Source organism: Macrococcus sp. S115, from assembly GCF_030067655.1.
Lineage (GTDB): Bacteria > Bacillota > Bacilli > Staphylococcales > Staphylococcaceae > Macrococcoides > Macrococcoides psychrotolerans.
Genome location: NZ_JASJES010000001.1, coordinates 356,971 through 382,602, shown reverse-complemented (window position 1 = coordinate 382,602; position 25,632 = coordinate 356,971). Strand labels below are relative to the sequence as shown.

The following is a 25,632-nucleotide window of genomic DNA, read 5'->3' as shown; positions in this document are numbered from 1 at the left end:
TTTTAGGAGGATATTTATGTCAGAACTGATTACTAGAGATGAACAGAAACTAGAGAATACATGGGACTTAACTACAATCTTTGAAAGTGATGAAGATTGGGAAAGTGCCTTCAAGAAGCTTGAAGGATACCTCGGCCGAGAAGAAGAAATAAAAGGGAAAATCGGTGATAGTGCAGAAAACTTATTAGAAGCATTGCTATTAGATGCTGAAATCGATGAACAGCTCGGAAAAGTTTATGTATATGCACACTTAAAGCATGATCAGGATACTTCAAATGCGAAGTATACAGCATTTGAACAGCGTGCTGCAAATTTAGCGAGCCAGTTCAGTGCACGCTGGAGCTTTATGCTGCCTGAATTGATGTCGATTGACGAAGCGACTTTAAAATCTTATGTCGCTGAGCTGGATGGCTTACAGCGCTTTAAGTTTGATTTAGAGCGCATCAATAAGAAGCGTCCACACGTGTTAAGTGAAAGTGAAGAGAAGATTCTTGCAGAAGCGTCTGAGGCATTATCTGCGTCGACAAACACATTCGGTATGTTTAACAATGCTGACTTGAAGTTTGATAACGTCAAAGATAAAGAGGGGAACAGCTTACCATTATCTCACGGCAACTATATTACCTATCTAGAATCAGATGACCGTGTGTTAAGAGAGAATGCATATAAAGAAGTGTATTCAAAGTATGGACAGTTCAACAATACGTTAGCACAGACATTAGCAGGTAAAGTGAAGGCGAGTGTATTTTCAAGCAAAGTTCGAAACTACGAAAGTGCACGTGCACAGGCTCTGTCTAACAATGATATTCCAGAATCGGTTTATGATAATTTAGTGCAGACAGTGAATGATAACTTGCACTTATTACATCGCTATACGAAGCTGCGTAAGGAATTACTTGGATTAGATGAAATGCATATGTATGATATGTACACGCCAGTAATTCAGGATGAGAAATTCGAAGTGACATATGAAGAAGCGAAAGCGTGGATGCTGAAAAGTTTAGAACCGATGGGATCTGAGTATACAGATGTCATCAAAGAAGGTTTAACGAATCGCTGGGTGGATGTTTATGAGAATAAGGGCAAGAGAAGCGGAGCATACTCTTCAGGTACGTTCGGTACTAATCCATTCATCTTAATGAACTGGACAGATAGTGTGAACAACACATTCACCTTGACGCATGAATTCGGACATAGTGCACATAGTTATTTCTCAAGAAATAATCAGCCGTCAAATATGTCAGGCTATTCTATCTTCGTAGCAGAAGTTGCCTCAACTTGTAATGAAGCATTACTTGCTGATTATATGTATAAACATCTAGATGATGATAAGAAGAAGCTCTATTTACTGAACTATCAGTTAGACGGATTCCGCGGTACAGTGTTCAGACAGACGATGTTTGCAGAGTTTGAATATTTAATTCATACACTTGCTGAACAGAATGAGCCGTTGACAGCAGAGCGACTAAACGCAGAGTATCGCAAGTTAAACGAGAAGTATTACGGGGACGCTGTAATTACAGATGACTATATTCAATATGAATGGAGCAGAATTCCACACTTCTATTACAATTACTATGTGTATCAATATGCAACTGGATATAGTGCAGCATACGCATTAAGTAAGAAGATTTTAGAAGAGGGGCAACCAGCAGTTGAAAAGTATATCAATGAATTCCTGAAAGCCGGAAGTTCTGATTATCCGATCGAAGTGCTGAAGAAAGCAGGTGTCGATATGAACGAAAAAACACCAATCGAAAATGCATGTAAAGTATTTGAAGAACGTCTGGATGCATTCGAAGCATTAATTAAATCAAGGTCGTAACACTCGCGAACAGACACGCGCAAAATCACGAAAAGATACAAAGACTTTGTGAAATCGTTTACAATATGTCTATTTTGTGAACGATAGATAAAAACGTTGAAATGAACAATCACACATGTTATATTTTATACATGAAATTGATCACATACCAAACATACCCCTTTGTTTGAGTGAAAGATTTCTCCCATCCCCTTTGTTTAATACCGTGTATACAGACACGGTATTTTTTTTATGCCTTCTTTTAAGGTTAACATATAGTAGATAAAATCACCCGGACAATACTGAGGATACGTATTGTTCGGGTGATTTATTTTTGAATATAAATTCTATATACTGACCTTTCTCCAGAAAAGATCATGGTCATAGTGGACATCTTCTATTAATCGCTGCATCTTCAATTTACGTAGTTCATTGATGAGCAGAGGTTTCGGCCATTCATAGATGACTTCGAGCTCTGATTCACTGACGAGCTCCTGTTCGTTGATATAGTCCATGAGTTTTGGTGGTAGTTCTTTTTCTATAGGAACATCCATCAATTCACTGATAATATACGTATAGATTGAATAGTTCTGAATGCCTTCCACCTTCAACCCCTCATCTTCGAAGTTTTCATTGAAGAACACGAGTGTCGGTGTATAGTTGACATCCATTTCGTTCGAAATATGCTGATCGCATTTTAGTGATGTAGTCACATGACTGCTTTTAATATCCTCTAAGAATACTTCAACATCAATCCCTGCTTTGTCCGCTGAATGGAGTATCAGTTCTTTGGTGATGATATCCTGTTTAGGCATAATAGTATTCTGGATGTAGTTCAAAAAGTGTGCAGCTTTTTTGCGACCTTGCAGTTCAGCGGCTTTAAATGCAAGTGCGATATTATCATCGATTGTCGTACTTTGCGCCTGACATTTAGTCAGGACTTTCAGGCTCGGCAGAAGAATCTGCTTAATGTCGACAAACTGATTATATTCTATTTGTAGCTTACGAAGTAACGATTTCATCTGCCATGAGTCCTTACAGAAGGGATCGAAGAAAGAATAGATTTCGATTTTCTTCTTAGGCATCAATGGTTCATATTGTTTTTCGCGTACAAGCTGTAAATGATTCATTGTATTCACCTGCAATTAATATTCAGCATTCACCATATGTTCTGCTGTTAATGTCAGCCTTTGTAATAGATACGTTCTGACATCCTTATCCATATCCACTTCATGTGCTGCCCTGTACATGTTCTCAAGCCATGCGTCCTTTTCTTGTGAACCGATAGTAAACGGCATATGTCTGCCACGTAGCATTGGATGACCATGCTCATCTGAGTATAGTGTAGGTCCACCAAGAAACTGTGTTAAGAATTGTTTCTGTTTACGGCTCGTTTCTTCGAAGTCGCCAGGAAACAGATGGTTGATACGTGTATCATGTGCGACATATCGATAGAAGATATCAATCATCTCATACAACGTTTCCTGACCGATTTGTTCAAATGGCGTGTTCAATATGCCAGCTCCTTTTTAACTAAATATATCATGTATATTCCTTTTTAAAAGTTTTTTGCTTGTAACTGCACGAAATGATCATAGAAACGCTGTACTTTATTTTTACTTACAGAAACAGGGATACTGTGCTGTTTCAGTAAGTTATCGAATATTTGTTTGCCGCTATCGTAATCTGAGACTTCATATTCAAGTTCGAAGTCTTCTGTATCCAGATAGGCACTGGCATCAAGTACAAGAAGGCCGGATTCGTATTCCGTCTCCATGCGTTCAGTTGATAATGCGCCGAATACTTTCAGCGGTGCGTGGATATCCCGTCTGATCAGTTCACTGCGAATGGGTTCCGGTAGCGTATCTACTTCATAGAAATCTTGTGTTAGATCGCTATCATTAAGTGGAATATTATATTCCATGACGCCAATCTGCTGAGGGATCTTCAATGTCATCTCTTTAAGCCTTCCGGCGTCTCTTATGCGCAGTGCGATGTGCTTATCTCTAAGCTTGAAGTCTTTCGTATCCATATAGAAGTTGGTCTGCGTAAAAGGCGATACGTCTTTAAAGTAAAGTGATTTAAGTAAGGTATAGCTTTCATAGTTAAGCATGTTCTTGAATTCGATTTCCAGGTGATTCATCGTGAGCCTCCAATAATAAATGTTAACTTTATTATGCGAAAACTGTACTTTTAAGTAAAGAAATTAACATATTTTATATAGAAATTATCAATCCGTTAAAGTTATGTGCCGTTTTATGTTAAAATATTGTTGTTAAGGAGTGGATATTATGAATTTACATGTCAACGAAATCAAACTGGAAGATAACAAAGTTAAGATATATACAGAGGAATCACAACTGGACGTTACAGCAACAGGAACAATGGTCGTAGATAGTGATCATATGCAGTTTGTCTATCTGCTGGATGATGGGGAATTCCATCACTTACGATTTGTCCAGGAAACATGGCCGATGTTAAAGCAGTATCAGGATAAAGACTGGTATCTATACGGAACGCTACAGTTAGATAACTTTAAGGAAGAACTGCAGTTTCTGCTTGAGAACATAGAAGGTAACTATAACTATGGGAAAGAATTTACAGAGAGTGTTGAGCATGCATTTGAATTGTAGGACGGAGTGAGCGTATGAATCAATGGGATTTATTCTTGTCGCCGTATTATCAGGCGGTTGATGAACTTAAAGTGAAGCTTAAAGGCATAAGAAAACAGTTTATTAATGAAGGTAAATCATCACCAATTGAATTTGTGACCGGACGCGTAAAGCCGGTACCAAGCATTATCGAGAAAGCGAATACGAGAGGAATCGCATTTGATAAGCTCAGTGAAGAGATGTATGATATTGCGGGTTTAAGGTTGATGTGTCAGTTCGTAGATGATATCGATGTTGTCGTTAATATGCTTAAAGCAAGAAGTGACTTTGAAGTCGTTGAAGAGCGTGATTATATCAAAGATACGAAGGAAAGCGGATATCGCTCGTATCATGTCATCATCAAGTATCCGATAGAAACGTTATCGGGCCAGAAGTTTATTCTTGCAGAAATTCAGATTCGTACACTTGCCATGAATTTCTGGGCAACGATTGAACATACGCTGCGCTATAAGTATAGTGGGGACTATCCGCCGGAAATCAGAACGAGACTGGAACGTGCGGCTGAAGCTGCATTTCTGCTGGATGAAGAGATGTCTGAAATTCGTGAAGAAATACAGGAAGCACAAAAATATTATACCGAACAACGCAGCGAAAAACGCTAAGAGGTGAAGCGATGAGATATGCAATATTGACTAAAGGTGACTCTAAGAGTAATGCTTTAAAGCAGAAGATGGTCAGTTATATGAATGACTTCAATATGACAGAAGATACAGCGACTCCTGAAATTGTCATCTCTGTTGGGGGAGACGGGACATTACTTCAGGCGTTTCATACATATAGTCATCAACTGGAAGAAACGAGTTTTGTTGGTATACATACGGGACATCTTGGCTTCTATGCAGACTGGCTCCCGCATGAAGTGGAAAAACTGATCATTGCAATCAATAATGATTCATTCCAGGTCATCGAATACCCGCTTGTTGAAGTTGTTGTCAGATACGATGAAGGTAAGGCGAGTCGATATCTCGCACTGAACGAAGCTACTGTAAAGACGCATAATGGTGCAACGCTGGTCGCAGATATAAGTTTAAGAGGTGAGCTATTTGAACGTTTCAGAGGCGATGGATTGTGTATTTCAACACCGAGCGGCTCTACGGCATATAATAAAGCGCTTGGCGGTGCACTGATACATCCTTCATTGGATGCAATTCAAGTGACCGAAATTGCTTCGATTAACAATCGTGTGTTCCGTACAGTCGGTTCACCGCTCGTACTCCCTAAACATCATAATTGTCAGGTGGAACCTGCAAATCCAATCACATTACAGCTTACATTTGATCATATCACTGCGGATCATAAAGGTGTTTCGTCGATACAGTACCGTGTTGCGGATGAGAAAGTGAGATTTGCACGATTCAGACCCTTTCCTTTCTGGAAACGTGTGCACGATTCATTTATCGCAAGCGAATGAAACAGCTTACTTATGCAGTGACAGAACAGATAACAGTTAAGAAATTTCTTCAGAACCATCAATATAGCAGAAAGAGTATAAGCGCCATTAAACAAAATGGTGCTTTACTTGTTAATGGGCGTCAGGTGACGGTGCGATATGAGATGCATAAGGATGATACTTTAACTGTCTGGCTCCCTGAGGAATCAAGAAGTAAAGCACTTATAGCAAGTCATATTCCAATACGAATACACTATAGCGATGAGTATCTGATCGTTGTGTCTAAACCCCCTTTTATGAATACGATACCTTCAAAGCAGCATCCGCATGACAGTTTGATAGAAGCAGTATATGGTTATCTGGAAACGCACGGTGATAAGAGCGTGCTCCATCCAGTCAGCAGGTTAGATCGTGATACGAGTGGACTTGTTGTATTCAGCAAACATCAGCTGACCCATCATCTGTTAACAGGGAAGATAGAGAAATTCTATCTTCTCATTGTTTCAGGTCATGTGAAAGACCATGGTAACTATGTCTATCCGATTGACAGAGCATCTGATTCTATCATTACACGTACTGTTGCTATTAACGGACAGCATGCACGTACAGAATATCATTTAATAGATTATGATGCAGCGTTAGATATAAGTCTTGTACACGCAAAGTTACATACAGGTAGAACGCACCAGATTAGAGTGCATTTCAGTGCAGCTTTACATCCGCTTGCTGGAGATAGCCTCTATGGGGGCAATTCATTGATGAATAGACAGGCGTTACACGCAGCTGAAGTACGCCTGACCCATCCGATTACAGGGGAAAAGCTGCATATTCTTGATGCCCTACCGGAGGATCTTGAAACATTATTAGTAAATATGGAGGTACATCATGGCAGAACAAGATTTTATGACTGACGAAGCAATGTATGATAAAGCATTGCTCGATTCACTCTTATTGAATAATGAAATAGATGCATTTCGCGATGAATTCCTGGAACTTCATACATACGACCAAGGAGCATACTTTACCGAAGCAGATGATGAACTGAGAAATCAGATGTATCATTTATTATCTCCGAAAGAAGTCGCAGAGTTGCTTGAGACGACAGAAATGGAAGATGAAGATTACGATCATATCTTCGATACGATGGATGCACGTTATGCCAGTGATATGCTGTCTGAAATGTCATTTGATAATGCGGTCGATCTACTGAAGATCTTACCGAAAACAAAAGTTGCAAGCTTACTGCTGTTGATGGATAAAGACGCTTCAGAAGAAATTAAAGCGTTATTGCATTACGAAGAAGATACAGCTGGAAGTTTGATGACAACTGAATATATTTCAATTTCAGAGATGATGTCCGTGCGTGAAGCAATGATTCATGTAAAGGAGCAAGCACCAAAAGCTGAGACAATCTATGTCATCTTTGTGCAGAACGACAAAAAGAAGCTCGTCGGTGTTATTTCACTCAGAGAATTAATTGTAGCAGAAAATGATGCATACGTAGAAGAAGTGATGAATGAACGTGTTATCAGTGTCAATGTTGCTGATGATCAGGAAGATGTTGCGATGATTATGCGAGATTATGACTTTCTTGCAGTACCTGTCGTTGACTATCAGAATCATCTGCTCGGGATTATTACGATTGATGATATCCTCGATGTTATTGACGAAGAAGCGAGTGAAGACTACTCTAGACTTGCCGGTGTCAGCGATATTGACTCGACGAAAGATACGGTCTTTACAACAGCACGCAAACGACTGCCGTGGCTGATGATTCTAACGGTACTTGGAATGATCACAGCAACGATCCTTGGCAATTTTGAAGAGACGCTGGAGAAAGTAGCACTGCTTGCAGCTTTTATCCCAATTATCGGGGGAATGGCCGGGAATTCTGGTACACAGAGTCTGGCGGTTGCAGTGCGCGGGATTTCTACGGGTGAAGTGGATGAGCAGAGTAAAGTAAAGCTCGCACTCAGAGAAGCAGGATCTGGATTGCTTTCAGGATTGTGTTGTGCGGTATTATTGTTTATTATTATTGTATTGATTTATCAAACGCCGATTCTTGCACTCATCGTTTCCTTTAGTTTAACGATTGCGATGACGGTGGCAACATTGTCTGGTGCATTGGTCCCGTTACTCATGCACAGAATGAAGATAGATCCTGCAGTTGCAAGTGGTCCTTTTATTTCGACAATCAATGATATTATCAGTATGCTGATCTATTTCAGTCTTGCAACGACATTTATGAGCTATTTAGTTTAGGAGGGTTATATGGAAAATCATGACCAGTTAATTTCACTCGTTGTAGTCGTAGTATGTGCGTTTTTAACGCCGATACTGCTCAATAGACTACGTATTACATTCCTGCCGGTTGTTGTTGCAGAGATATTGATGGGGATTATCGTCGGAAAATCATTGTTCAATTGGGTAGAAAGAACAGAGATGCTGAATATCTTATCGACGCTCGGCTTTATTTTCCTTATGTTCTTAAGTGGTCTGGAAATTGACTTTAAGACATTTAAATCAAAGCCTGGCACTAAAAAAGGAAAAGAACCAAATCCTTTAATTTTAACGCTCTCTATATTTCTCGGGATACTGCTGTTAAGTATTGGCGCTGCCTATCTCTTTAAATGGGCCGGACTTGTTGATGATGTCCTGCTGATGGTTATTATTATCTCGACAATTTCGCTTGGTGTTGTTGTACCGACATTAAAGGAAATGAATCTGATGCAGACGAGTATCGGACAAATCATCTTACTTGTAGCCGTAATCGCAGACCTAGCGACAATTCTGCTGTTAACGCTCTATGGAACATTGCATGCAGAAGGGGATTCTCCGGTATGGCTGATCGGGATACTCGTCGTATTCACTGCACTCTTCTATGTGATGGGGAACCGTCTGAAGAAGTTAGAGTTTCTGCATAATTTAATGGCAGGAACAACGCAGATTGGAATACGTGCGGTATTTGCTCTTATTCTGTTACTTGTTGCACTTGCTGAAAGTGTCGGTGCAGAGAATATCCTTGGTGCATTCTTAGCGGGATGTGTCGTGAGTTTACTCGGTCCTGACAAAGATATGGTCGACAAGCTTGATTCATTCGGCTATGGGTTCTTTATTCCGATATTCTTCATTATGGTAGGGGTGGACCTCGATATTCCATCATTATTTATGGATCCATCGAAGCTTGTGTTAATCCCCATCCTATTCATCGTATTCTACTTGACGAAAGCGATACCCCTTGCAGTATTGCTCAAGTGGTATGATAAGCAGACGGTGCTTGCATCAACCTTTCTACTGACTTCAACATTGTCACTCGTTATCGCCAGTGCCAAGATTGCTGAGAGATTAGGTGCGATAGATAGCTCAACATCAGGAACTTTGATTCTTGCAGCAGTGATTACTTGCGTGATCGTGCCCGTCTTCTTTAAGAAGCTCTTCCCGGTGCAGTTAAGCGAAGAGAAAGTCATTCGAATTGCATTCATCGGAAATAATCAGCTCTCGATACCTGTAGCACAAAGCTTTAAATCAGCGCTGTATATACCAACAATTATCTACAGGAAGAATAACGATGCACGTCAAATCAGTGATATCGATGTCATTGAGATCGATGAATATACTTACGATGAATTAAATTCAATCGGATTGTTCGATTTTGATATCGTCGTATGTTCAGCAAATGATGAATCGATTAACCGCAGTGTGGCATTGATGGCAAAAGAAGAAGGTGTTGAGCGTGTTATCTGTCGTGTAGAATCCAAGAAAGAAGACGATGAACTATTGGAGGCAGATATTGAAATCTTCAGCGAATTCCAGAGTACGAAGACATTGCTGAAAGGTCTGATCGAGTCACCGAACATGCTGAATTTATTGTCTAACGTAGAGACATCACTGTATGAGATAGAAATGTTGAATACACGTTATCATGAAATGCGTCTACGTGAGTTTCCGTTCAGTGGCGATATTATCTTCGTCCGCATATTACGCGGCAAAGATTCAATCGTACCTCATGGAGAAACCGAATTACACTTTAAAGACCGTCTTATCGTAACAGGGTCAAGAGAGTATGTAGATGAAATTAAGCGGGAACTCGAATTGTTCTAAGTTTACAGTACGCCTGAAGGAAACTTCAAGGCGTATTTTTTATTGAAGTCTCCAATTATTATTTCTTAAAAATATATTATTTTTTACTGAAATTCAAATGAACTTCTGATATATTTAGTAGTAGGTACTAGAACTTACTTTTATAAAAGGAGAATTATATGTTAAATTTTCAGGATAAAGTGTATGTCATTATGGGTGTGGCGAATAGACGCAGTATCGGATATGGTGTGGCACAAGTATTAGATGAAGTTGGTGCTAAGCTGATATTTACATATCGTAAAGAGCGCAGCATGAAAGAACTGGAACGTCTGCTCCCTAATTTAAAGCATAATCATGATGCACTGATGATTCAATGTGATGTGCAAGAAGACGCGGATGTCGTACGTGCGTTTGAACAGATTAAAGCTGAAGTAGGGCATATCGATGGCGTGTTCCATTCGATCGCATTTGCCAATATGGAAGATCTGCGAGGTCGCTTTATTGATACGACCCGTGAAGGGTTCTTACTTGCTCAGGATATCAGCTCATACTCGCTAACGATTGTAGCGAGAGAAGCGAGTAAGTTAATGTCTGAAGGTGGATCTATCGTGACGACGACATATATTGGAGGAGAATTCGCGATTCCGAACTATAACGTCATGGGCGTTGCGAAAGCAAGCCTTGAAGCCAATGTCAAATATTTAGCATTAGACCTCGGTCAAGATGGTATCCGTGTGAATGCCGTATCACCAGGACCGATTCGTACATTAAGCGCAAAAGGCATCGGAGACTTTAATACGATATTAAAACGGATCGAAAATGAAGCACCGTTAAAACGTAACGTAGATACGTTGGAAGTTGGTAAGACAGCACTGTACCTGTTAAGTGATTTATCAAGTGGTGTCACCGGAGAAAATATTCATGTGGATAGCGGTTATCATATTGTAGGATAAAACTGGACTATAAAACGAGAGGCTAGGACATGTGTCCTAGCCGTTTAGGTTATTCTCCAAGTTTAAACGTTTCCAGTACATTCCATGTTCCGTTTTCTAATTGGTAACATAGACAGACTTTATCGATTACTTCCTGATGGCTTTCATCTTTCATCTGTAGCTGACCGAAGATGTCTTCAAACTCCTGTGACGATAGTCCTTGTCCAATTGTGAAGTGTGGAACGAAAGGGTGTGCGTTCTGTCCATAGAAGTCACCATTATTGAATGCTTCATAGAGTTTCTTCAATCCTGTGTTTGGTGTGACTTTCAGATAGATGACATTCTTTGTCGGAACAAAGCTTGATACTTTCTCAACGTTTACCTCAACCGGTGCACTTGACTTTGCGACGTCAGCAATTTTTTCTGTAACAGTTTCGACCTCATCTTCTGATACTTCGAATGCATCCTTGAGTGTAATATGTGGTGCAATCACTCCATAATGACTGTCATAACGCTTTCGGTAGTTATTGATGTAATCTTGATAAGCCTTTGATGGATATAATACGATACCAAGTTTCATATTGATCACCTCTAATTTTTTTGATAATTCAATTATATCAGAAATTTTATAAGAAGTAATAGCTTAACATGTTTTCTATTTCCGGTTTCCATGTCTTCCAGTTATGTGAGCCTGATAGTTCTTTGTAGTAATGCGGCTTTCCATTCTGGTTAAGTGTGTCGTGTAGTTCTTGTATCGGCGTCAGAAAGTCAGCTGATGTACCGTCCTTCAGTGTGAATTCATACTCTTCATCACCAACTGCGATATAATAATCAGCGTCTGTCTCGGCAGCAGCTGTAATCATGTCGTGCATCAGCATCGGGCTGAACAGCACCGCCTTATTAAAGACTGGATACTGAATCGCAAGCATCAGTGCAATGCTTGCAGCCAGGCTGTCACCGATAAGCAGAATGTCATTCGTGTTAATATTGTAGTGGACGAGCAGATAGTTCAGCAGCTCATCATGGACGAAGGTCATCATCGCAGTTTGCTTATCACCTTGTGGATGATATTCTTCAGCACGCACTGCAACATTCGGATAATGTATGAAGACAATGATATGCTGATTAATATTCAGTGCTTCATACTGCCTATGTAACTGCGCCATCTGAGCAAGATCTTGTCCGTCAAAAGCAATGATGACATTCGGCGATTCGATATGTTCTGGTATATAGATGCCAAGCTTAACGCTACGCTCGAGTGCTGTGCTGTTTATTTCTAGGGGATGAATAAGTCCTGGTTTCATATAATCACTCCTTTAGTTTAAATATATTATACAATTTTACATCAATTTTTATGAAAAGGATTTTTCAAATTATGATAAACAGGAGGAATCTGGGGTATAATAAGAAATAAAGACAATTTGGAGGAATTTATGACAAATAAAGTTTGGTTTAGATTCGGTGTAGGGCTTCTGCTTACATTTTTAATCATCAAGTATTTCTTAGAGATTAACCATATCTTCTACCCGATCATCATCATTGTAAAATCTATTATCCTGCCGTTATTACTCGGTGGTTTCCTGTACTATATTGTAGTACCGTTCCAGGATAAGCTGGAAGAAAAGCGTCATTTAAAACGCTGGCAAAGTGTTACATTAATCATGATTGCACTGTGTTTAATTATCGGTCTATTATTCTCGTTTGTAGGACCTATTGTATCAAAGCAGACAAATAATTTCATAGATAACTATCCCGCAATTCAAAAGGAATTTCAATCGTATGTAAGTCTGGCACTAGATCAGCGCGATAAATTACCTGAGAATGTTAAAGACGGGATTAATAATGGGATAGAGAAGATGAACGAATATTCAGGGAAGATTGTAACGAATGCGTTCTCTTTTATTACACAGTTCATCTCTACGCTGTTCTTGTTAATCTTAGTACCATTCTTCCTGATCTATATGCTGAAAGATCATGACCGCTTCGTACCCTTTGTATCAGCACCGTTCACAGGGAAGCGTAAGGTGTTCGTTGTCACTTTATTTAAAGATATTGATAAGACGTTACGTTCATATATTCAAGGACAGGTGACGGTCAGTATCATTCTGGGGTTACTACTCCTTGCCGGCTACTTAGTTATTGGATTAGATTATGCAGTAATTCTCGCGATGTGGGGCATGGTAACGAACTTAATTCCATTCCTAGGACCATATATGGCGGTAATACCTGCCATTATTATTGCGTTGATCCAAGACCCTGTTATGGCGATTTACGTGATCATTATTATGTTTGTGGCCCAGCAGCTAGAAGGAAATGTCATTACACCGAATATTATGGGTAAGACATTGAATATGCACCCGTTAACCATTATTACGGTCATCCTTGCAGCTGGAAACCTTGGTGGTTTCTTAGCCATCTTAGTTGCCGTACCAACTTATGCTGTGTTAAAGACAATCGTAAGAAACTTCTATATGCATCGACAGGAGATTACTTCTGAAGCGAATAAGATTGTTAAAGAACGACATACGAGGTAATCCAGGATATTAAGCACCAGTTAGAAGCGCTGATTCCATTTCTAGAAGCATTAATAGAAGAACATAAATGAAGATAAAGAATGACCGCTACAGAATTTATCTCTGTGGCGGTCATTCTTCTGTTGTATACTATAAAAGCATGTGCTTATCTTTGGATGCGCTTTGTTCTATAGAAATAGAACAGATAGAAGAATGAAAGACCAATAAATACGATGGCTGAGGTGAACAATGTGTAATTTGTATTATGAAACAGCTCCGTAATCAGACCGCCAATAATTGGACCGAGCATGGTGCCGATGCCTTGCAGACTATTAAATACACCCCATGATTCTTCCTTTAATGCAACATCGACCTGGCTTGCCATAAATGCATTCCATCCTGGCAGAAGCAATCCATAGAATAAACCAATGACAAGTGCGGCACCGAGAACAATCATATAGTTGGTTACCTGTGTCATAAGAAGAATGCTGATTCCAAAGATAAAGAATCCGGCAAGAATGACGATATGAGCATAAATATTTGAAACATCATCCATAAATTTAGAAATAAAGAGCATCGATACAGTACATCCGGCACCTCCAGCAATGAGCAGATACGTATACTCAAGTGTAGAGACGTTCAGGCTATGTACAGCGTAAGATGGCAGTATAGGAACAAGCATCCCGATGGCAATCCCTTGGAAGAGGATGCCAGGAAACAGCACGAGATGTCGTGACATTACATGCTTAATATGTTTGTACTGAGTCTTCAGTGATTTCTTTTCGATAAATGAAACTTCGACATGCACGAATAAATACAGCACCCATGCACAGAGTACAAGTAATGGCATCAGGAATATATACTGAACAGGATGAACTTTAATGATCAGGTTCATGATGATCATCCCGCTCATCATCCCGACAAGCCATGCAAAATAAACATATCCCATATGTTTGGAACGCTTATTATCTTCAACAGATGACAGCATAATCACCCAGATTGGACTGACAGCAATACCGAGCAGTATTGCTGCTGCCACAAGCGTCACTGGGTGACGGTCAAATATAATGAGTGCAAGACCGGCGGCTGCGATAAAGAAACCGGCATTCAGCACTTTCTTCGTCCCGTAGCGTTTAAGCAGAAAACCGATTCCGAAATTTGTCAGTGCATCACTGACAAAATGCAATGTAATACATGCAGAGATAATACCGACGGTTACATTTGACAGGGTAGGTAATACCGGCAGAAAGCTGAGTATATACATCCCGCGTGCAAATTCCATCAGAAACAATATGACAATCATTAACCAGAAATTCTTACCTTTAAACTTACTTTGCGAAGAGGCGGGCATAGAGTCCTGCTTTAGAAGTCATCATTGCATCTGATGAGGTGTGATCTAACATCTGGAGCAATGTGCGTGAAATATTAAGTGAGGCATCTGGTATATAATGTTGCTGCATATTGTATTTATATTGATTAAGTAAGACTTCGTCTGAGAGTAATTCGAGCACAGTTGACGTTGTTTCTTCATAAGTCTGTGTGATACGCGAGAACCCTTGTTTCGTGAAATAGATTGCATTCTCACCTTCCTGTCCGGGTGCCGGGTTAAAGAATACGAGTGGAATACCTTTGCATAAGCTTTCTGAAATTGTGATACCACCAGGCTTTGTTAGCATTAAGTCACAGCAAGACATCCACTGCGCCATCTCTTGTGTATAGCCGATGATGATCACGTTACGATTGTCTTTATACTCAGACTGCAGCTGCTGCAATAGCTGTGTGTTATTACCGCAAACAACGACAAATTGATGCGTGCACGCTCCAGTTAAGTCTTTAAGCATTTCGTTGAAGCCACTGACCACACCGAATGCACCTGCAACCATCAGCAATGTCTTCTTGTCAGGAGACAGACCATGCGATAATAACCAGGCGTCTCGGTCGATGTGGTCATTAAAGCGTTCATGAATCGGTATCCCTGTAATATCGATGATCGCTTCATCTACACCGAGCGCTATCAGTTCAGACTTCAGCGCTTCTGTAGCAACAAAGTAACGGTTGCTGTTTGGCGTCAGCCAGTTTTTATGCATTGTGTAATCGGTAATTACAGTCGCTACCGGTGTATGGATGTTGAGCTCTTTTTTGATGATTGACATCACCGGTGTCGGGAAGGTCAGAAGAATTAAATCAGGCTTCTCCTTCAAGATGAGATTAATGAGACGATTTAATCCGTAATAACGATAGAAGCAGCTTTCCGGCTTATCTTGATTTGCATAGTAAAAATAGCGATAAGAATTTCTAAAGTACTTGTAGCTGTTAATATAGTATTTCTTGGCAATGCTATTGATGATAGGATGTGCCTCCTGAAATAAATCATGTTCAATCACTGTTAACTGAGGTAACTGCATACGATTCAACTGATTAACAATTGCATTTGTCACTGAGATATGACCATTACCATAGGAACCTGTGATGATCAGAATCTTCTTATTGTTTGACATAGTGCACACTCCGATTCTAAAGGTTAAACGTTCTATTATCATTATTAATGAAATTATACAACTTGTCATCTTAAATACAAAAAAATTACAATATTTATAATAAGTTAAATATCCATTGATGCTATCTCTATTCTTTATCAATGATAGAGATGATTGTGGTGTTTCTTTAATAATATGATATTCAGTATGGTAAATACTACTGAAAACATAGATAACATAAAATTATTTATTAATTATACGCTAATATCCTTCTATTTTATACAAATTATTTATTTAAACCTATCTTCAACAATTCATAATCTTATAAAAAAGGTGTATAATTAAGAATTGACTAAAGGAGGCTTATCAGTGAAAACGTCTGAATTACTTTCTAAAATAAAAGCCAAGAAGCTTTACGGAACATTTCCTGAACATATCAATAAAGTGGTTGTAGATTCAAGAGCAGCAGACAGCGAGAGTGTATTTGTAGCTAGTCATGGGTATACAGTAGACAGCCATAAATTTATACCGAATGTTGTTAGGCAGGGCTGTCGTATGATTATTGTCGATCACTATATCGAAGGACTGGATATCGGGCAGGTCGTTGTGCGTGATACTTTGCAGGCAGCACGTATATTCACGCAGCATGTAATGGATTTCCCGTCACATCAGCTTACGACTTATGGTGTGACAGGTACGAACGGTAAGACGAGTGTGGCAACGATGATTCATCATCTGCACCGTGCACTGAACATAAATAGTGCATATCTCGGTACGAACGGCTTTCAATATAATGAAGAAGTTGCTAAAGGCGCAAATTCAACCCCTGAAACGATTACCTTAAATCAGCATATTGCACATGCAGTAGAACAAGGTGCACAGGCGATGGCGATGGAAATGTCGAGCCACGGATTAGCGCTTGGTCGTACGGATGGTGTTGACATCGATGTTGCAATCTTCACGAATTTAACACAAGATCATCTGGATTTTCATGGAACGATGGAACGTTATGGTTTTCATAAGGCGCTGCTCTTTGCACAGCTTGGGAATGACTTTAAGCAGCAGAAGTATGCAGTGGTAAATGGAGATGATGATTATTCGAAAGAACTGATCATTGCTTCACCAAGAGAAGTGATTACATATGGCATTGAACAGAATACAGATATTAAAGCAACAAATATTAAAGAATCTATCGATGGCATTGCTTTTACACTTGAAACACCAGATGGCAATGTTGAGATTACATGTCCTTATATTGGTCGATTCAACATCTATAATATGCTTGCAGCCCTCACTGCACTGTGGACGCAAGGTCATGCCCTGAGTGCACTTGCTGAAGCAGCCCGAAGTTTACCGCCAGTAGAGGGCCGTCTAGAAGTGCTGGACCGCAACTTACCGATAGACTTAGTGATTGATTATGCACATACACCAGACGGCATGAACAAACTTATCGATGCACTTGAACCTTTTAAACGTGGTAAGATGATTTTCTTAATCGGTATGGCAGGAGAACGAGATTTAACGAAGACACCTGAAATGGGCGCAATTGCTTGTCGCGCAGATTATGTGATATTTACACCGGATAATCCTGCGAATGATAACCCGCGTAAACTAACCGATGCACTGGAAAGTGGTGCAACACATTCAAATTATGTGTCTTTCTTAGACCGTGCACAAGGGATTCGTCACGCGATTGAAGTAAGTGCACCTGGAGATATGGTCGTCCTCGCTTCAAAAGGACGTGAGCCTTATCAGATTATGGAAAATTACATTAAAGTACCGCATCGTGATGATTTGATTGGTCTGGAAGCGGCATATGATAAATATGGGAGAGAGTAACGATGAAAATTAGAAACAGCATAGGAGAAAACCTGCAATGTAAAGTATATATTCATGAAAACAAAAAGGAAGAAACGTTTTTAGTAAGTATTCCGGATATCTTCTTCTCTATTCAGTTCGATTATGATCTATACGGAGAGGCTTTAGAAGAACATTTATATTTACATCTATTTAATTTATTAGACGAAAAAGATGCATCTGAACTTGCACGCCGCATAGTGCAATGGACGAGCGAAACTTAAGGAGCGAATTTATGACATTAAGAGAAGAAGTAGAAATAAGAAAGACATTTGCCATCATCTCTCACCCGGATGCCGGTAAGACCACATTAACGGAGAAATTATTATTATTCGGTGGCGCCATTCGTGAAGCAGGTACCGTCAAGGGTAAGAAGACGGGTAAGTTTGCGACGAGTGACTGGATGGAAGTAGAGAAACAGCGTGGGATTTCTGTAACGAGTTCTGTGATGCAGTTTGATTATGATAACTTTAAAATTAATATTTTGGACACACCTGGACACGAAGATTTCTCAGAAGATACGTATCGTACGTTAATGGCGGTAGATAGTGCTGTCATGGTGATCGACTGCGCGAAAGGGATAGAGCCACAGACGTTAAAGTTATTTAAGGTCTGTAAGATGCGTGGGATTCCGATTTTCACATTCATTAACAAACTTGACCGTGTCGGTAAAGAACCGTTTGAGTTGCTGGAGGAAATCGAGAAGACGCTTGAAATTGAGACATATCCGATGAACTGGCCAATCGGTATGGGGCAATCATTCTTCGGTATTATTGACCGCAAGACGAAAACAATAGAGCCGTTTAGAGATGAAGAGAACGTGCTGCATTTAAATGAAGATTATGAACTTCAAGAAAGTCATGCGATCACTTCAGACAGCGCATATGAACAGGCGATAGAGGAGTTGATGCTTGTCGATGAAGCAGGCGAGACATTTGATAAAGAGAAACTGATGACAGGTGATCTAACACCTGTATTCTTCGGCTCAGCCCTTGCGAACTTCGGTGTACAGAACTTCCTGAATGCATATGTAGATCATGCGCCGATGCCATCTGGGCGTAAAACGGAGTCAGGTGAAGAAGTATCACCATTTGATGAAAGTTTCAGTGGATTTATCTTCAAGATTCAGGCCAATATGAATCCACAGCATCGAGATAGAATCGCTTTTATGCGTATCGTCAGTGGTGCATTTGAACGTGGCATGGACATTAAGATGACGCGTACAGATAAGAAGATGAAGATCTCACGTTCAACATCATTTATGGCAGATGATACACAAACGGTAAACCATGCTGTAAGTGGTGATATTATCGGACTATATGACTCTGGGAACTTCCAGATCGGTGATACGCTTGTCGGTGGAAATCAGAAATTCGAGTTCGAGAAATTACCACAGTTCACACCAGAAATCTTTATGAAAGTGTCACCGAAGAACGTAATGAAGCAGAAACATTTCCATAAAGGAATCGAACAGCTTGTCCAGGAAGGTGCCATTCAGCTTTATCGTACACTGCATACCAATCAGATTATTTTAGGGGCAGTCGGGCAGCTTCAGTTTGAAGTATTTGAACATCGTATGAATAACGAATACAATGTAGACGTCATTATGGAACCTGTAGGGAGAAAGATTGCCCGCTGGATTGAGAACGAAGCGGATATTCGAGATGTTATGAACTCAAGCCGTTCGATTCTTGTGGAAGATAGATTTGAAAACAAAGTATTCTTGTTCGAGAATGAATTTGCGACGCGCTGGTTCCTGGATAAGTTCCCAGAAATTAAGCTCTACAGTTTACTGTAAGAAGGAGGAGTTATAGTGGATCCGTCAATTATCATTACCTATCTGTGGGTTATACTCGTACTCGTTGTATTAGAAGGCCTGCTTGCTGCAGATAACGCTATCGTTATGGCAGTAATGGTCAAGCATTTACCGGAAGAACGTCGTAAGAAAGCTTTATTCTACGGATTAGTCGGTGCATTTATCTTTAGATTTGGGGCACTCTTTGCCATCAGTTACCTTGCCAACTACTGGCAGATTCAAGCAGCGGGGGCTGCATATTTGTTATATATGTCCACTAAAAACCTCATAGATTACTTTAGAACAGACGATGCAGCAAGTGCGTCAGAAGAAGCTGAGCTTGAGAAATATGGTAGTAGCAAAGGAAGCGGCTTCTGGATGACTGTTGCTAAAGTGGAATTCGCAGATATCGCATTTGCCATTGATTCAATGCTTGCAGCAATCGCCATCGCACTGACATTACCGGAAGTAGGACCACAGTTCGGTGGTATGAATCTCGGTCAGTTCCTTGTAATGTTTACAGGAGGAATGCTTGGTGTAATCATCATGCGATTTGCGGCAACATGGTTTGTTAAACTGCTGCATGACAATCCTTCACTTGAAGCAGCAGCATTTGCGGTTGTCGGATGGGTCGGTGTCAAGCTTGTTGTGATGGTGCTTGCACACGAAAAGGTAGGCATATTACCACACGAATTCCCACATAGTACATTATGGCAAGTAATATTCTGGACAGTCCTGCTTGGCATTCTTGTAATCGGATGGTTCAGCGGCAACAAGAAAAAAGCATAATACAATACTCAACTTAATGTATCTATATTATAATAGAAACATTAAGTTTTTTTAGTGGAGGCAGCGATGAAGAAGATTACGATAAAAAGAAGAGATTACAGAAGACCGAAACGCCTATTTTATGAGGGGCAGGGTAAACGCCATATATTTCCGTATCTGCATAAGAGAGATGAAGAAAAATTAATCATTGAACCTAATACTAAGGATACAGTGGATGAAAGTATGGCTATTCCACCGGTCACGGAAACCCCCTCACAACAACCGCAGGATGAAACCAAAGGGACACCTGCTGAGGAAACAGTTGAAACGGAAACGCCTGGAATGCCTGAAAAAGCATCTGAACAAGAAGTGAAAGCACACGAAGCGTCTACCGAATCATTGGTAGAAGAAGCCTCTGGAAGCAGCTTTAGATGGTTATTACCATTACTTGTGGGTATTCTTATAGGAATAATGTTAGCTGCACTGTTATTACCAAAGATGTTCCAGCAAAAAGATAAGCCACAGGAAGAAGCGGCGCTTACTCAGACGGAATGGATTGCAAAGCATAAGGATACGGTCGTAACGGTTACAAATCTGCAAAAGGCATCAGCAGATGAACCTATCGATGCACAGGCTTCTGAAAAGGCACCTGAGGAAACAGGCATCGGCAGTGGCGTTATCTATAAGCTCGATGAAAAATATGCATATATCGTAACGAACCATCATGTTGTGGCAAAAGCACCCACAATTGAAGTGACACAAGGAAAACTAAAGGAAAAGGCGACGCTTGTCGGCAAGGACATATGGACTGATATCGCAGTGATCAGAATACCTAAAGGGAATCTGAAATCTACCGTTACTTTTGGTGATAGCAGTAAACTTGAAGCAGGAGAGCATGTGCTGGCGCTAGGTAGTCCCCTTGGCAAAATATTTGCAGGAAGTGTAACAAGCGGAATCATCTCTGGGCTCGATAGAACGGTACCTGTGGATATTGATGGCGATAATGAGTATGACTGGTCAATGGATGTTCTTCAGACTGACGCTGCCATCAATCCGGGTAATTCAGGAGGTGCCTTGTTTAATGATAAGGGTGAGATGGTTGGACTGAATTCACTTAAGATTACGATGAACGGTGTCGAAGGGATTGCCTTTTCTATACCTGCAAATGATGTCAAGAAACATATTAAAGCTCTAGAAAAGAGCGGTTCAATCAAGCGTCCGAAACTGGGGATCAGCGTAGAAGATTTAGCTTCAGCTGAATATACCGGAAACTTGAAACAAGGTGTGCAGATCATGCAAGTAGAAGCAGCATCTGTCGCACAGCAGGCAGGTCTTATGCAGGGTGACGTTATAACACATCTTGATCAGACGAAGATTGAAGATAAGATCCACTTCAGAAAAGTATTGTTCAACGATAAGAAGATAGGGGAAACGTTAACGGTTAAGCTTGAAAGACAAGGTATCAAAAAGACGATTAAACTTAAATTAAAGTAAGGAAGAATGATGATGACGAAGCTATTGATGCGGCTTACACCACAGCAAGGTATTGTACTCTATTATCTTGTTGCAATATTTATTTCGTTCTTATTGTTGCGTATTCCGTACGTACATAAAGAAGGGATTACAATTTCATATATTGATTCGCTGTTTGTCGCAGTTTCAGGTATTAGTGTGACAGGGTTGTCCCCTGTATCCATCGTGGATACATATTCGACATTCGGACAGATGATAATTATTTTCATACTGAATCTCGGGGGTATCGGGGTTATGGCTATGGGAACGCTTCTTTGGGTCATCCTTGGTAAGAAGATTGGGATGCGCGAACGTCAGCTCATTATGGTCGATCATAATCAGTACAAGATGAGTGGCGTCGTAACATTAATTCTTGAGATTGTGAAGACGATGCTTGTAATTGAGCTGTGCGGTGCATTAATGCTAGCTTTTTATTTCTATAAGGATATGGATAGCATTACAAAGGCGCTGTTCCACGGGATGTTTGCAGCAGTATCTGCTACGACCAATGGCGGACTGGACATTACTGGAGACAGTTTAAACTCTTATGCAAATGATTACTTCGTACAGACGATAACGATGTTCCTCATTGTACTAGGAGCCATCGGATTTCCTGTACTCATCGAAGTTAAGAGTTATTTGACGAACAAGATACCGAACTTTCGTCTCAGTCTCTTTGCTAAGCTGACGATCGTCACATATATGCTGTTATTTATCCTTGGGACACTGACCATCTATGTGTTTGAATACCATCATGCCTTTAAGTCCATTTCGTGGCATAAAGCTTTATTTTATGCGATGTTCCAGTCAGCAACGACACGTAGCGCAGGACTTACGACAATCGACTTGACACAGCTGACAGATGCCACACAGTTCTTTATGTCTGGTCTGATGTTCATCGGTTCGAGTCCTAGTTCGGTAGGTGGTGGAATCAGAACGACGACATTTGCGATTCTGATACTATTTCTTATCAACTATAGCAATGGAAGAAACTCTATTAAAGTCTTCAACAAAGAGATTGACCCGATCGATATTAACCGTGCATTTGCCGTTATGGTGCTTGCGACGTTAATTTGTTTCAACGGACTGCTGCTTATATTATCATTTGAAAATGGTAAATATGGACTGCTTGAAATCTTCTTCGAGGTGATGAGTGCATTTGGTACGTGTGGGCTTTCTCTTGGCATTACTGCGGATCTGTCTAACTTGAGTAAGCTAGTCATCATGGTCTTGATGTTTATCGGACGTGTCGGATTGATCTCGTTCATTATTATGCTCGGTGGCAAGGCTGAACCAGAGAAGTTCAGATATCCGAAAGAACGTATCATGATTGGATGATCAATCGTTAAGTTAAGCAGCACATAATAATAAACACCCGAATGATAAGAAGAAATGTCTTTCTTCATATCATTCGGGTGTTTATTGTACTGTCGGGAAAGAAATAATGAATGTCGTACCTTTTTGTTTCCTTGATACCACTTCAATGAAACCGTGATGGGCATCAACGATACTTTTAGTTATCGGTAGACCGAGCCCCGTGCCGTGCAGTTTTGTCGTAAAGAAGGGGTTGAAGAGTTCTTGCTGCACGTCTTTATCCATGCCTTCCCCATTATCGATAAAGCGGATGACAGTAAATCCATTGGCATTCTCAACCGTAATCTTAAGTATTGCGGGGTCTGCATGTACCATTGCATCTTTGGCATTCTGAATCAAGTTGATCAGCGCTTGTTTGAACTGATCTTTAGAAACACTGATGAATGTCGGTTCATCTGTAAACTGTTTGACGACCATAATATTATGAATAGCCAGGTCGTAATCCAGAAAGTTTAAGATATCACGTATTATTTCTCGGACATCCACACGTTCTGTATCGACTGTTGTCGGTTTACCAAGTAACAGGAACTGGCTGACGATGAGATTGATACGTTCGAGCTCGCTTTTAACGATATGGAACTTCTGGTTATTATGTTTAGGATCGTACTCTAGTTCAAGTAACTCAACGAAGCCCTTTATTGAGGTCAGCGGGTTCTTGATTTCATGTGCAGTATTGGCAGCCAGCAACCCGATAATTTCTTTACGCTGCGTGTTGATATCTTCAAGTACCTTTTCGTTAGCACGTTTATTTCTGTAGCTGATATATAGTAGGTGTAATGTTAAGAAGATCAAAGATGCGATAAGCGTATAGATAAGCGCAGTGCTATAGACATCATAATAAATATTCCTATTTGTCGTCAGTGTGATTTCCCATGGTACTTTAAAGAACTTTTCGCTTGCAGAAATAGAATTTCTGTGTGGATTGATGGACTGGAAGATGATCTGATCATTAAAATTTTTGATAGTGACGGTCGTATCCTTCTGTAGGGAATCGATAACCGCGCCAATCGTATTCACATCGATTTCCATCGTGATGATATACTGCTGATTTAATTTGTTCACGCTTCTTGAAATGTAGAAGACCTTCTTATTAAATTCATTTTTTGTGACATTGCTAATTGAAGCGTGGTTCGAATTCGGCTGAACATTTCCCATAAAGAATGCGCGCGATTTCAATTTACTCCCGACTCTCATCTTTGAAGTTGCATGAAGAATCGTGCTCTTATCATCTAGTATATAGATGTTGATGATGCGAGGATCATTATGCTTAATCTCGTCCATCCTTTTTGTGACAGCGCTTGTATACTGAAATGCCGTCGTAAGATTATCGTTGATAGACAGGGACTCATTGATGAATGAATCAACTTGATTACTATAAATATTGATTGAGCGTCTTAGTTCATCGTTAAGCTTTTCTTTTTCTAATTCTGCAAGCGAATAAGTTATGAGTATATTCATCAGGATAAATAGTATAAAATGATAAAGTACGTACTTTTTTATATTTTTCATAGGCACTCCACAGTAATTATTTAATAAGGGCAGGGGATTTCATGAAGAAAGGAATCATTAATATACATATTATCATAACAAGCGATATATGCGGGAGAATGTTCAGTGAAAGCAATCATCCTGGATTGATAAAAGCAGCGACGTTTGTAAGAATGCGTCGTACAGGCGATGATCTGTTACTGTTGAATAATGGACAGACATTAACGGGTTCTTATGCTGCGGAATACTTTGCAGCGCATCGATCATTCAGAAGAAATCCTCAGATTACGATAATGAATGCGATGCATTATGATGCCAGCAATATCAGTATCCATGACTTTAAGCTCGGCAGAATGTACTTCAACCGCTCACAGAGTCTAAGCGATTTTCCTTTTATTTCGGTGAATATCATCAATTCACGAACGAAGGAACCTTACTATAACAAACCCTATATTATCAAGATGATTAAAGGCATCAAGATTGCAGTCATTGCGATAAGCGAGATAGGAGATGTTACAGATATCATTGAAGATATTGAAGTGGAGCACCCAGTCAATGCTATACGCACATGGATACGTTATCTGTATGATGAGGAGAATCCGGATTTCGTCATTGGCTTGCATAATGGAGATATTCAGACGATTGAAAGAGATGGCCATCTGCGTACAGAAGGACTGGATTTAATTATTACCAACAGTAATGAAAGACTACAGGACACAGAGAGAGAGATCATCTATACTTCAGGTCAAGAACACTTAACGCAAGTGGATCTGGAATTTAAGGAACGCACGAATTCCTTTGAATATATTAAAAAGGATGTCGCTCCTGTAAGTATCGATCTATACCCAAATGATCCGAATCTGATGGAGAAAGTCTATTATGACGAGAAAGAATATAGACAATATAGTGAACAAATACAATAAAAAGTCTGATCTTAAGAAATCGTATAATTTCTTAAGGTCAGACTTTT

24 protein-coding genes are annotated in these 25,632 nt (G+C 40.0%); 16 read left to right on the top strand and 8 right to left on the bottom strand.

Features of this window, described 5'->3' with window-relative positions; translation table 11 throughout:
- Positions 1-16: 16 nt before the first annotated feature.
- The gene (gene pepF, locus QNJ52_RS01900; protein ID WP_283721742.1) at positions 17-1,825 is read left to right on the top strand and encodes an oligoendopeptidase F; all 1,809 of its coding nucleotides are present in this window, start codon (positions 17-19) and stop codon (positions 1,823-1,825) included.
- 326 nt (positions 1,826-2,151) lie between these two features.
- Here the strand turns inward: pepF and QNJ52_RS01895 are convergent, their stop codons facing one another.
- Genes QNJ52_RS01895 through QNJ52_RS01885 form a run of 3 tightly spaced genes read right to left on the bottom strand, consistent with a single transcriptional unit; the run spans position 2,152 to position 3,947 of the window.
- Entirely contained in the window at positions 2,152-2,934 is a 783-nt protein-coding gene (locus QNJ52_RS01895; protein ID WP_283721741.1) for a ClpXP adapter SpxH family protein, read from the bottom strand.
- Between the two features lie 15 nt (positions 2,935-2,949).
- Positions 2,950-3,321, bottom strand: a complete 372-nt coding sequence (locus tag QNJ52_RS01890) for a globin domain-containing protein (protein WP_086038402.1) — start codon at positions 3,319-3,321, stop codon at positions 2,950-2,952.
- Between the two features lie 41 nt (positions 3,322-3,362).
- The gene (locus QNJ52_RS01885; protein WP_283721740.1) at positions 3,363-3,947 is read right to left on the bottom strand and encodes a CYTH domain-containing protein; all 585 of its coding nucleotides are present in this window, start codon (positions 3,945-3,947) and stop codon (positions 3,363-3,365) included.
- A 148-nt stretch (positions 3,948-4,095) separates the two neighbouring features.
- Between QNJ52_RS01885 and QNJ52_RS01880 the strand changes: the two genes are divergently transcribed.
- The 7 genes from QNJ52_RS01880 to fabI all read left to right on the top strand — a co-directional run bounded on the left by QNJ52_RS01880 (position 4,096) and on the right by fabI (position 10,899).
- Positions 4,096-4,437: a UPF0738 family protein gene (locus tag QNJ52_RS01880; protein ID WP_219494286.1), complete on the top strand. Its 342-nt coding sequence runs from the start codon at positions 4,096-4,098 to the stop codon at positions 4,435-4,437.
- A gap of 14 nt (positions 4,438-4,451) precedes the next feature.
- Positions 4,452-5,078: a GTP diphosphokinase gene (yjbM, locus tag QNJ52_RS01875; protein ID WP_219494288.1), complete on the top strand. Its 627-nt coding sequence runs from the start codon at positions 4,452-4,454 to the stop codon at positions 5,076-5,078.
- Between the two features lie 11 nt (positions 5,079-5,089).
- The gene (locus QNJ52_RS01870; RefSeq protein WP_219494290.1) at positions 5,090-5,887 is read left to right on the top strand and encodes an NAD kinase; all 798 of its coding nucleotides are present in this window, start codon (positions 5,090-5,092) and stop codon (positions 5,885-5,887) included.
- A complete protein-coding gene (locus tag QNJ52_RS01865; protein ID WP_283721739.1) occupies positions 5,884-6,777 on the top strand; it encodes an RluA family pseudouridine synthase in 894 nt (297 codons plus the stop codon). The genes QNJ52_RS01870 and QNJ52_RS01865 overlap by 4 nt, the downstream gene beginning before the upstream one ends.
- The gene (gene mgtE / locus QNJ52_RS01860; RefSeq protein WP_219494294.1) at positions 6,752-8,128 is read left to right on the top strand and encodes a magnesium transporter; all 1,377 of its coding nucleotides are present in this window, start codon (positions 6,752-6,754) and stop codon (positions 8,126-8,128) included. Before QNJ52_RS01865 ends, mgtE begins: the two co-directional genes overlap by 26 nt.
- Before the next feature lie 9 nt (positions 8,129-8,137).
- The gene (locus QNJ52_RS01855; RefSeq protein ID WP_283721738.1) at positions 8,138-9,967 is read left to right on the top strand and encodes a monovalent cation:proton antiporter family protein; all 1,830 of its coding nucleotides are present in this window, start codon (positions 8,138-8,140) and stop codon (positions 9,965-9,967) included.
- 158 nt (positions 9,968-10,125) lie between these two features.
- On the top strand, positions 10,126-10,899 hold the full coding sequence (gene fabI, locus QNJ52_RS01850) for an enoyl-ACP reductase FabI (RefSeq protein ID WP_283721737.1): 774 nt from the start codon (positions 10,126-10,128) through the stop codon (positions 10,897-10,899).
- A 49-nt stretch (positions 10,900-10,948) separates the two neighbouring features.
- Here fabI and QNJ52_RS01845 read toward each other — a convergent pair whose 3' ends face one another.
- Positions 10,949-11,458 carry a YjcG family protein gene (locus QNJ52_RS01845; RefSeq protein WP_283721736.1) on the bottom strand — a complete coding sequence of 170 codons (510 nt, stop codon included), beginning with the start codon at positions 11,456-11,458 and terminating at the stop codon, positions 10,949-10,951.
- Positions 11,459-11,504: 46 nt separating this feature from the next.
- A complete protein-coding gene (locus QNJ52_RS01840; RefSeq protein ID WP_283721735.1) occupies positions 11,505-12,182 on the bottom strand; it encodes an alpha/beta hydrolase in 678 nt (225 codons plus the stop codon).
- 129 nt (positions 12,183-12,311) lie between these two features.
- Here QNJ52_RS01840 and QNJ52_RS01835 point away from each other — a divergent pair, with 129 nt between their 5' ends.
- Positions 12,312-13,412 (top strand): AI-2E family transporter, encoded by a 1,101-nt coding sequence (locus QNJ52_RS01835; RefSeq protein WP_219494303.1) that lies wholly within the window; start codon positions 12,312-12,314, stop codon positions 13,410-13,412.
- 145 nt (positions 13,413-13,557) lie between these two features.
- Here QNJ52_RS01835 and ltaA read toward each other — a convergent pair whose 3' ends face one another.
- Both ltaA and QNJ52_RS01825 read right to left on the bottom strand, forming a co-directional pair.
- On the bottom strand, positions 13,558-14,742 hold the full coding sequence (gene ltaA / locus QNJ52_RS01830; protein WP_283721734.1) for a lipoteichoic acid biosynthesis MFS flippase LtaA: 1,185 nt from the start codon (positions 14,740-14,742) through the stop codon (positions 13,558-13,560).
- Complete coding sequence (locus QNJ52_RS01825) at positions 14,720-15,889, bottom strand: diglucosyl diacylglycerol synthase (RefSeq protein WP_283721733.1); 1,170 nt, start codon at positions 15,887-15,889, stop codon at positions 14,720-14,722. Before QNJ52_RS01825 ends, ltaA begins: the two co-directional genes overlap by 23 nt.
- A 348-nt stretch (positions 15,890-16,237) precedes the next feature.
- Between QNJ52_RS01825 and QNJ52_RS01820 the strand changes: the two genes are divergently transcribed.
- The 6 genes from QNJ52_RS01820 to QNJ52_RS01795 all read left to right on the top strand — a co-directional run bounded on the left by QNJ52_RS01820 (position 16,238) and on the right by QNJ52_RS01795 (position 23,138).
- Positions 16,238-17,707: a UDP-N-acetylmuramoyl-L-alanyl-D-glutamate--L-lysine ligase gene (locus QNJ52_RS01820; protein WP_283721732.1), complete on the top strand. Its 1,470-nt coding sequence runs from the start codon at positions 16,238-16,240 to the stop codon at positions 17,705-17,707.
- Positions 17,708-17,709: 2 nt separating this feature from the next.
- Positions 17,710-17,949, top strand: coding sequence for a YueH family protein (locus QNJ52_RS01815; protein ID WP_101039518.1), 240 nt, complete (start codon positions 17,710-17,712; stop codon positions 17,947-17,949).
- A gap of 11 nt (positions 17,950-17,960) precedes the next feature.
- On the top strand, positions 17,961-19,523 hold the full coding sequence (locus QNJ52_RS01810) for a peptide chain release factor 3 (protein WP_219494311.1): 1,563 nt from the start codon (positions 17,961-17,963) through the stop codon (positions 19,521-19,523).
- A gap of 15 nt (positions 19,524-19,538) precedes the next feature.
- A complete protein-coding gene (locus QNJ52_RS01805; RefSeq protein ID WP_283721731.1) occupies positions 19,539-20,309 on the top strand; it encodes a TerC family protein in 771 nt (256 codons plus the stop codon).
- 66 nt (positions 20,310-20,375) lie between these two features.
- Positions 20,376-21,782, top strand: coding sequence for a S1C family serine protease (locus tag QNJ52_RS01800; RefSeq protein ID WP_283721730.1), 1,407 nt, complete (start codon positions 20,376-20,378; stop codon positions 21,780-21,782).
- 6 nt (positions 21,783-21,788) lie between these two features.
- Entirely contained in the window at positions 21,789-23,138 is a 1,350-nt protein-coding gene (locus QNJ52_RS01795; RefSeq protein ID WP_241427492.1) for a TrkH family potassium uptake protein, read from the top strand.
- Between the two features lie 81 nt (positions 23,139-23,219).
- Here QNJ52_RS01795 and QNJ52_RS01790 read toward each other — a convergent pair whose 3' ends face one another.
- The gene (locus tag QNJ52_RS01790) at positions 23,220-24,683 is read right to left on the bottom strand and encodes an ATP-binding protein (RefSeq protein ID WP_283721729.1); all 1,464 of its coding nucleotides are present in this window, start codon (positions 24,681-24,683) and stop codon (positions 23,220-23,222) included.
- Between the two features lie 41 nt (positions 24,684-24,724).
- Here QNJ52_RS01790 and QNJ52_RS01785 point away from each other — a divergent pair, with 41 nt between their 5' ends.
- Positions 24,725-25,585 (top strand): bifunctional UDP-sugar hydrolase/5'-nucleotidase, encoded by an 861-nt coding sequence (locus QNJ52_RS01785; RefSeq protein ID WP_283721728.1) that lies wholly within the window; start codon positions 24,725-24,727, stop codon positions 25,583-25,585.
- Positions 25,586-25,632: the final 47 nt, after the last annotated feature.

Excerpts from the sequence above, each read along its gene's own strand:
- pepF (WP_283721742.1), top strand. The coding sequence starts at position 17 with ATGTCAGAACTGATTACTAGAGATGAACAGAAACTAGAGAATACATGG.
- QNJ52_RS01895 (WP_283721741.1), bottom strand. The coding sequence starts at position 2,934 with ATGAATCATTTACAGCTTGTACGCGAAAAACAATATGAACCATTGATG.
- QNJ52_RS01885 (WP_283721740.1), bottom strand. The coding sequence starts at position 3,947 with ATGAATCACCTGGAAATCGAATTCAAGAACATGCTTAACTATGAAAGC.
- QNJ52_RS01880 (WP_219494286.1), top strand. The coding sequence starts at position 4,096 with ATGAATTTACATGTCAACGAAATCAAACTGGAAGATAACAAAGTTAAG.
- yjbM (WP_219494288.1), top strand. The coding sequence starts at position 4,452 with ATGAATCAATGGGATTTATTCTTGTCGCCGTATTATCAGGCGGTTGAT.
- QNJ52_RS01870 (WP_219494290.1), top strand. The coding sequence starts at position 5,090 with ATGAGATATGCAATATTGACTAAAGGTGACTCTAAGAGTAATGCTTTA.
- QNJ52_RS01865 (WP_283721739.1), top strand. The coding sequence starts at position 5,884 with ATGAAACAGCTTACTTATGCAGTGACAGAACAGATAACAGTTAAGAAA.
- mgtE (WP_219494294.1), top strand. The coding sequence starts at position 6,752 with ATGGCAGAACAAGATTTTATGACTGACGAAGCAATGTATGATAAAGCA.
- QNJ52_RS01855 (WP_283721738.1), top strand. The coding sequence starts at position 8,138 with ATGGAAAATCATGACCAGTTAATTTCACTCGTTGTAGTCGTAGTATGT.
- fabI (WP_283721737.1), top strand. The coding sequence starts at position 10,126 with ATGTTAAATTTTCAGGATAAAGTGTATGTCATTATGGGTGTGGCGAAT.
- QNJ52_RS01845 (WP_283721736.1), bottom strand. The coding sequence starts at position 11,458 with ATGAAACTTGGTATCGTATTATATCCATCAAAGGCTTATCAAGATTAC.
- QNJ52_RS01840 (WP_283721735.1), bottom strand. The coding sequence starts at position 12,182 with ATGAAACCAGGACTTATTCATCCCCTAGAAATAAACAGCACAGCACTC.
- QNJ52_RS01835 (WP_219494303.1), top strand. The coding sequence starts at position 12,312 with ATGACAAATAAAGTTTGGTTTAGATTCGGTGTAGGGCTTCTGCTTACA.
- ltaA (WP_283721734.1), bottom strand. The coding sequence starts at position 14,742 with ATGCCCGCCTCTTCGCAAAGTAAGTTTAAAGGTAAGAATTTCTGGTTA.
- QNJ52_RS01825 (WP_283721733.1), bottom strand. The coding sequence starts at position 15,889 with ATGTCAAACAATAAGAAGATTCTGATCATCACAGGTTCCTATGGTAAT.
- QNJ52_RS01815 (WP_101039518.1), top strand. The coding sequence starts at position 17,710 with ATGAAAATTAGAAACAGCATAGGAGAAAACCTGCAATGTAAAGTATAT.
- QNJ52_RS01810 (WP_219494311.1), top strand. The coding sequence starts at position 17,961 with ATGACATTAAGAGAAGAAGTAGAAATAAGAAAGACATTTGCCATCATC.
- QNJ52_RS01800 (WP_283721730.1), top strand. The coding sequence starts at position 20,376 with ATGAAGAAGATTACGATAAAAAGAAGAGATTACAGAAGACCGAAACGC.
- QNJ52_RS01795 (WP_241427492.1), top strand. The coding sequence starts at position 21,789 with ATGATGATGACGAAGCTATTGATGCGGCTTACACCACAGCAAGGTATT.
- QNJ52_RS01790 (WP_283721729.1), bottom strand. The coding sequence starts at position 24,683 with ATGAAAAATATAAAAAAGTACGTACTTTATCATTTTATACTATTTATC.
- QNJ52_RS01785 (WP_283721728.1), top strand. The coding sequence starts at position 24,725 with ATGAAGAAAGGAATCATTAATATACATATTATCATAACAAGCGATATA.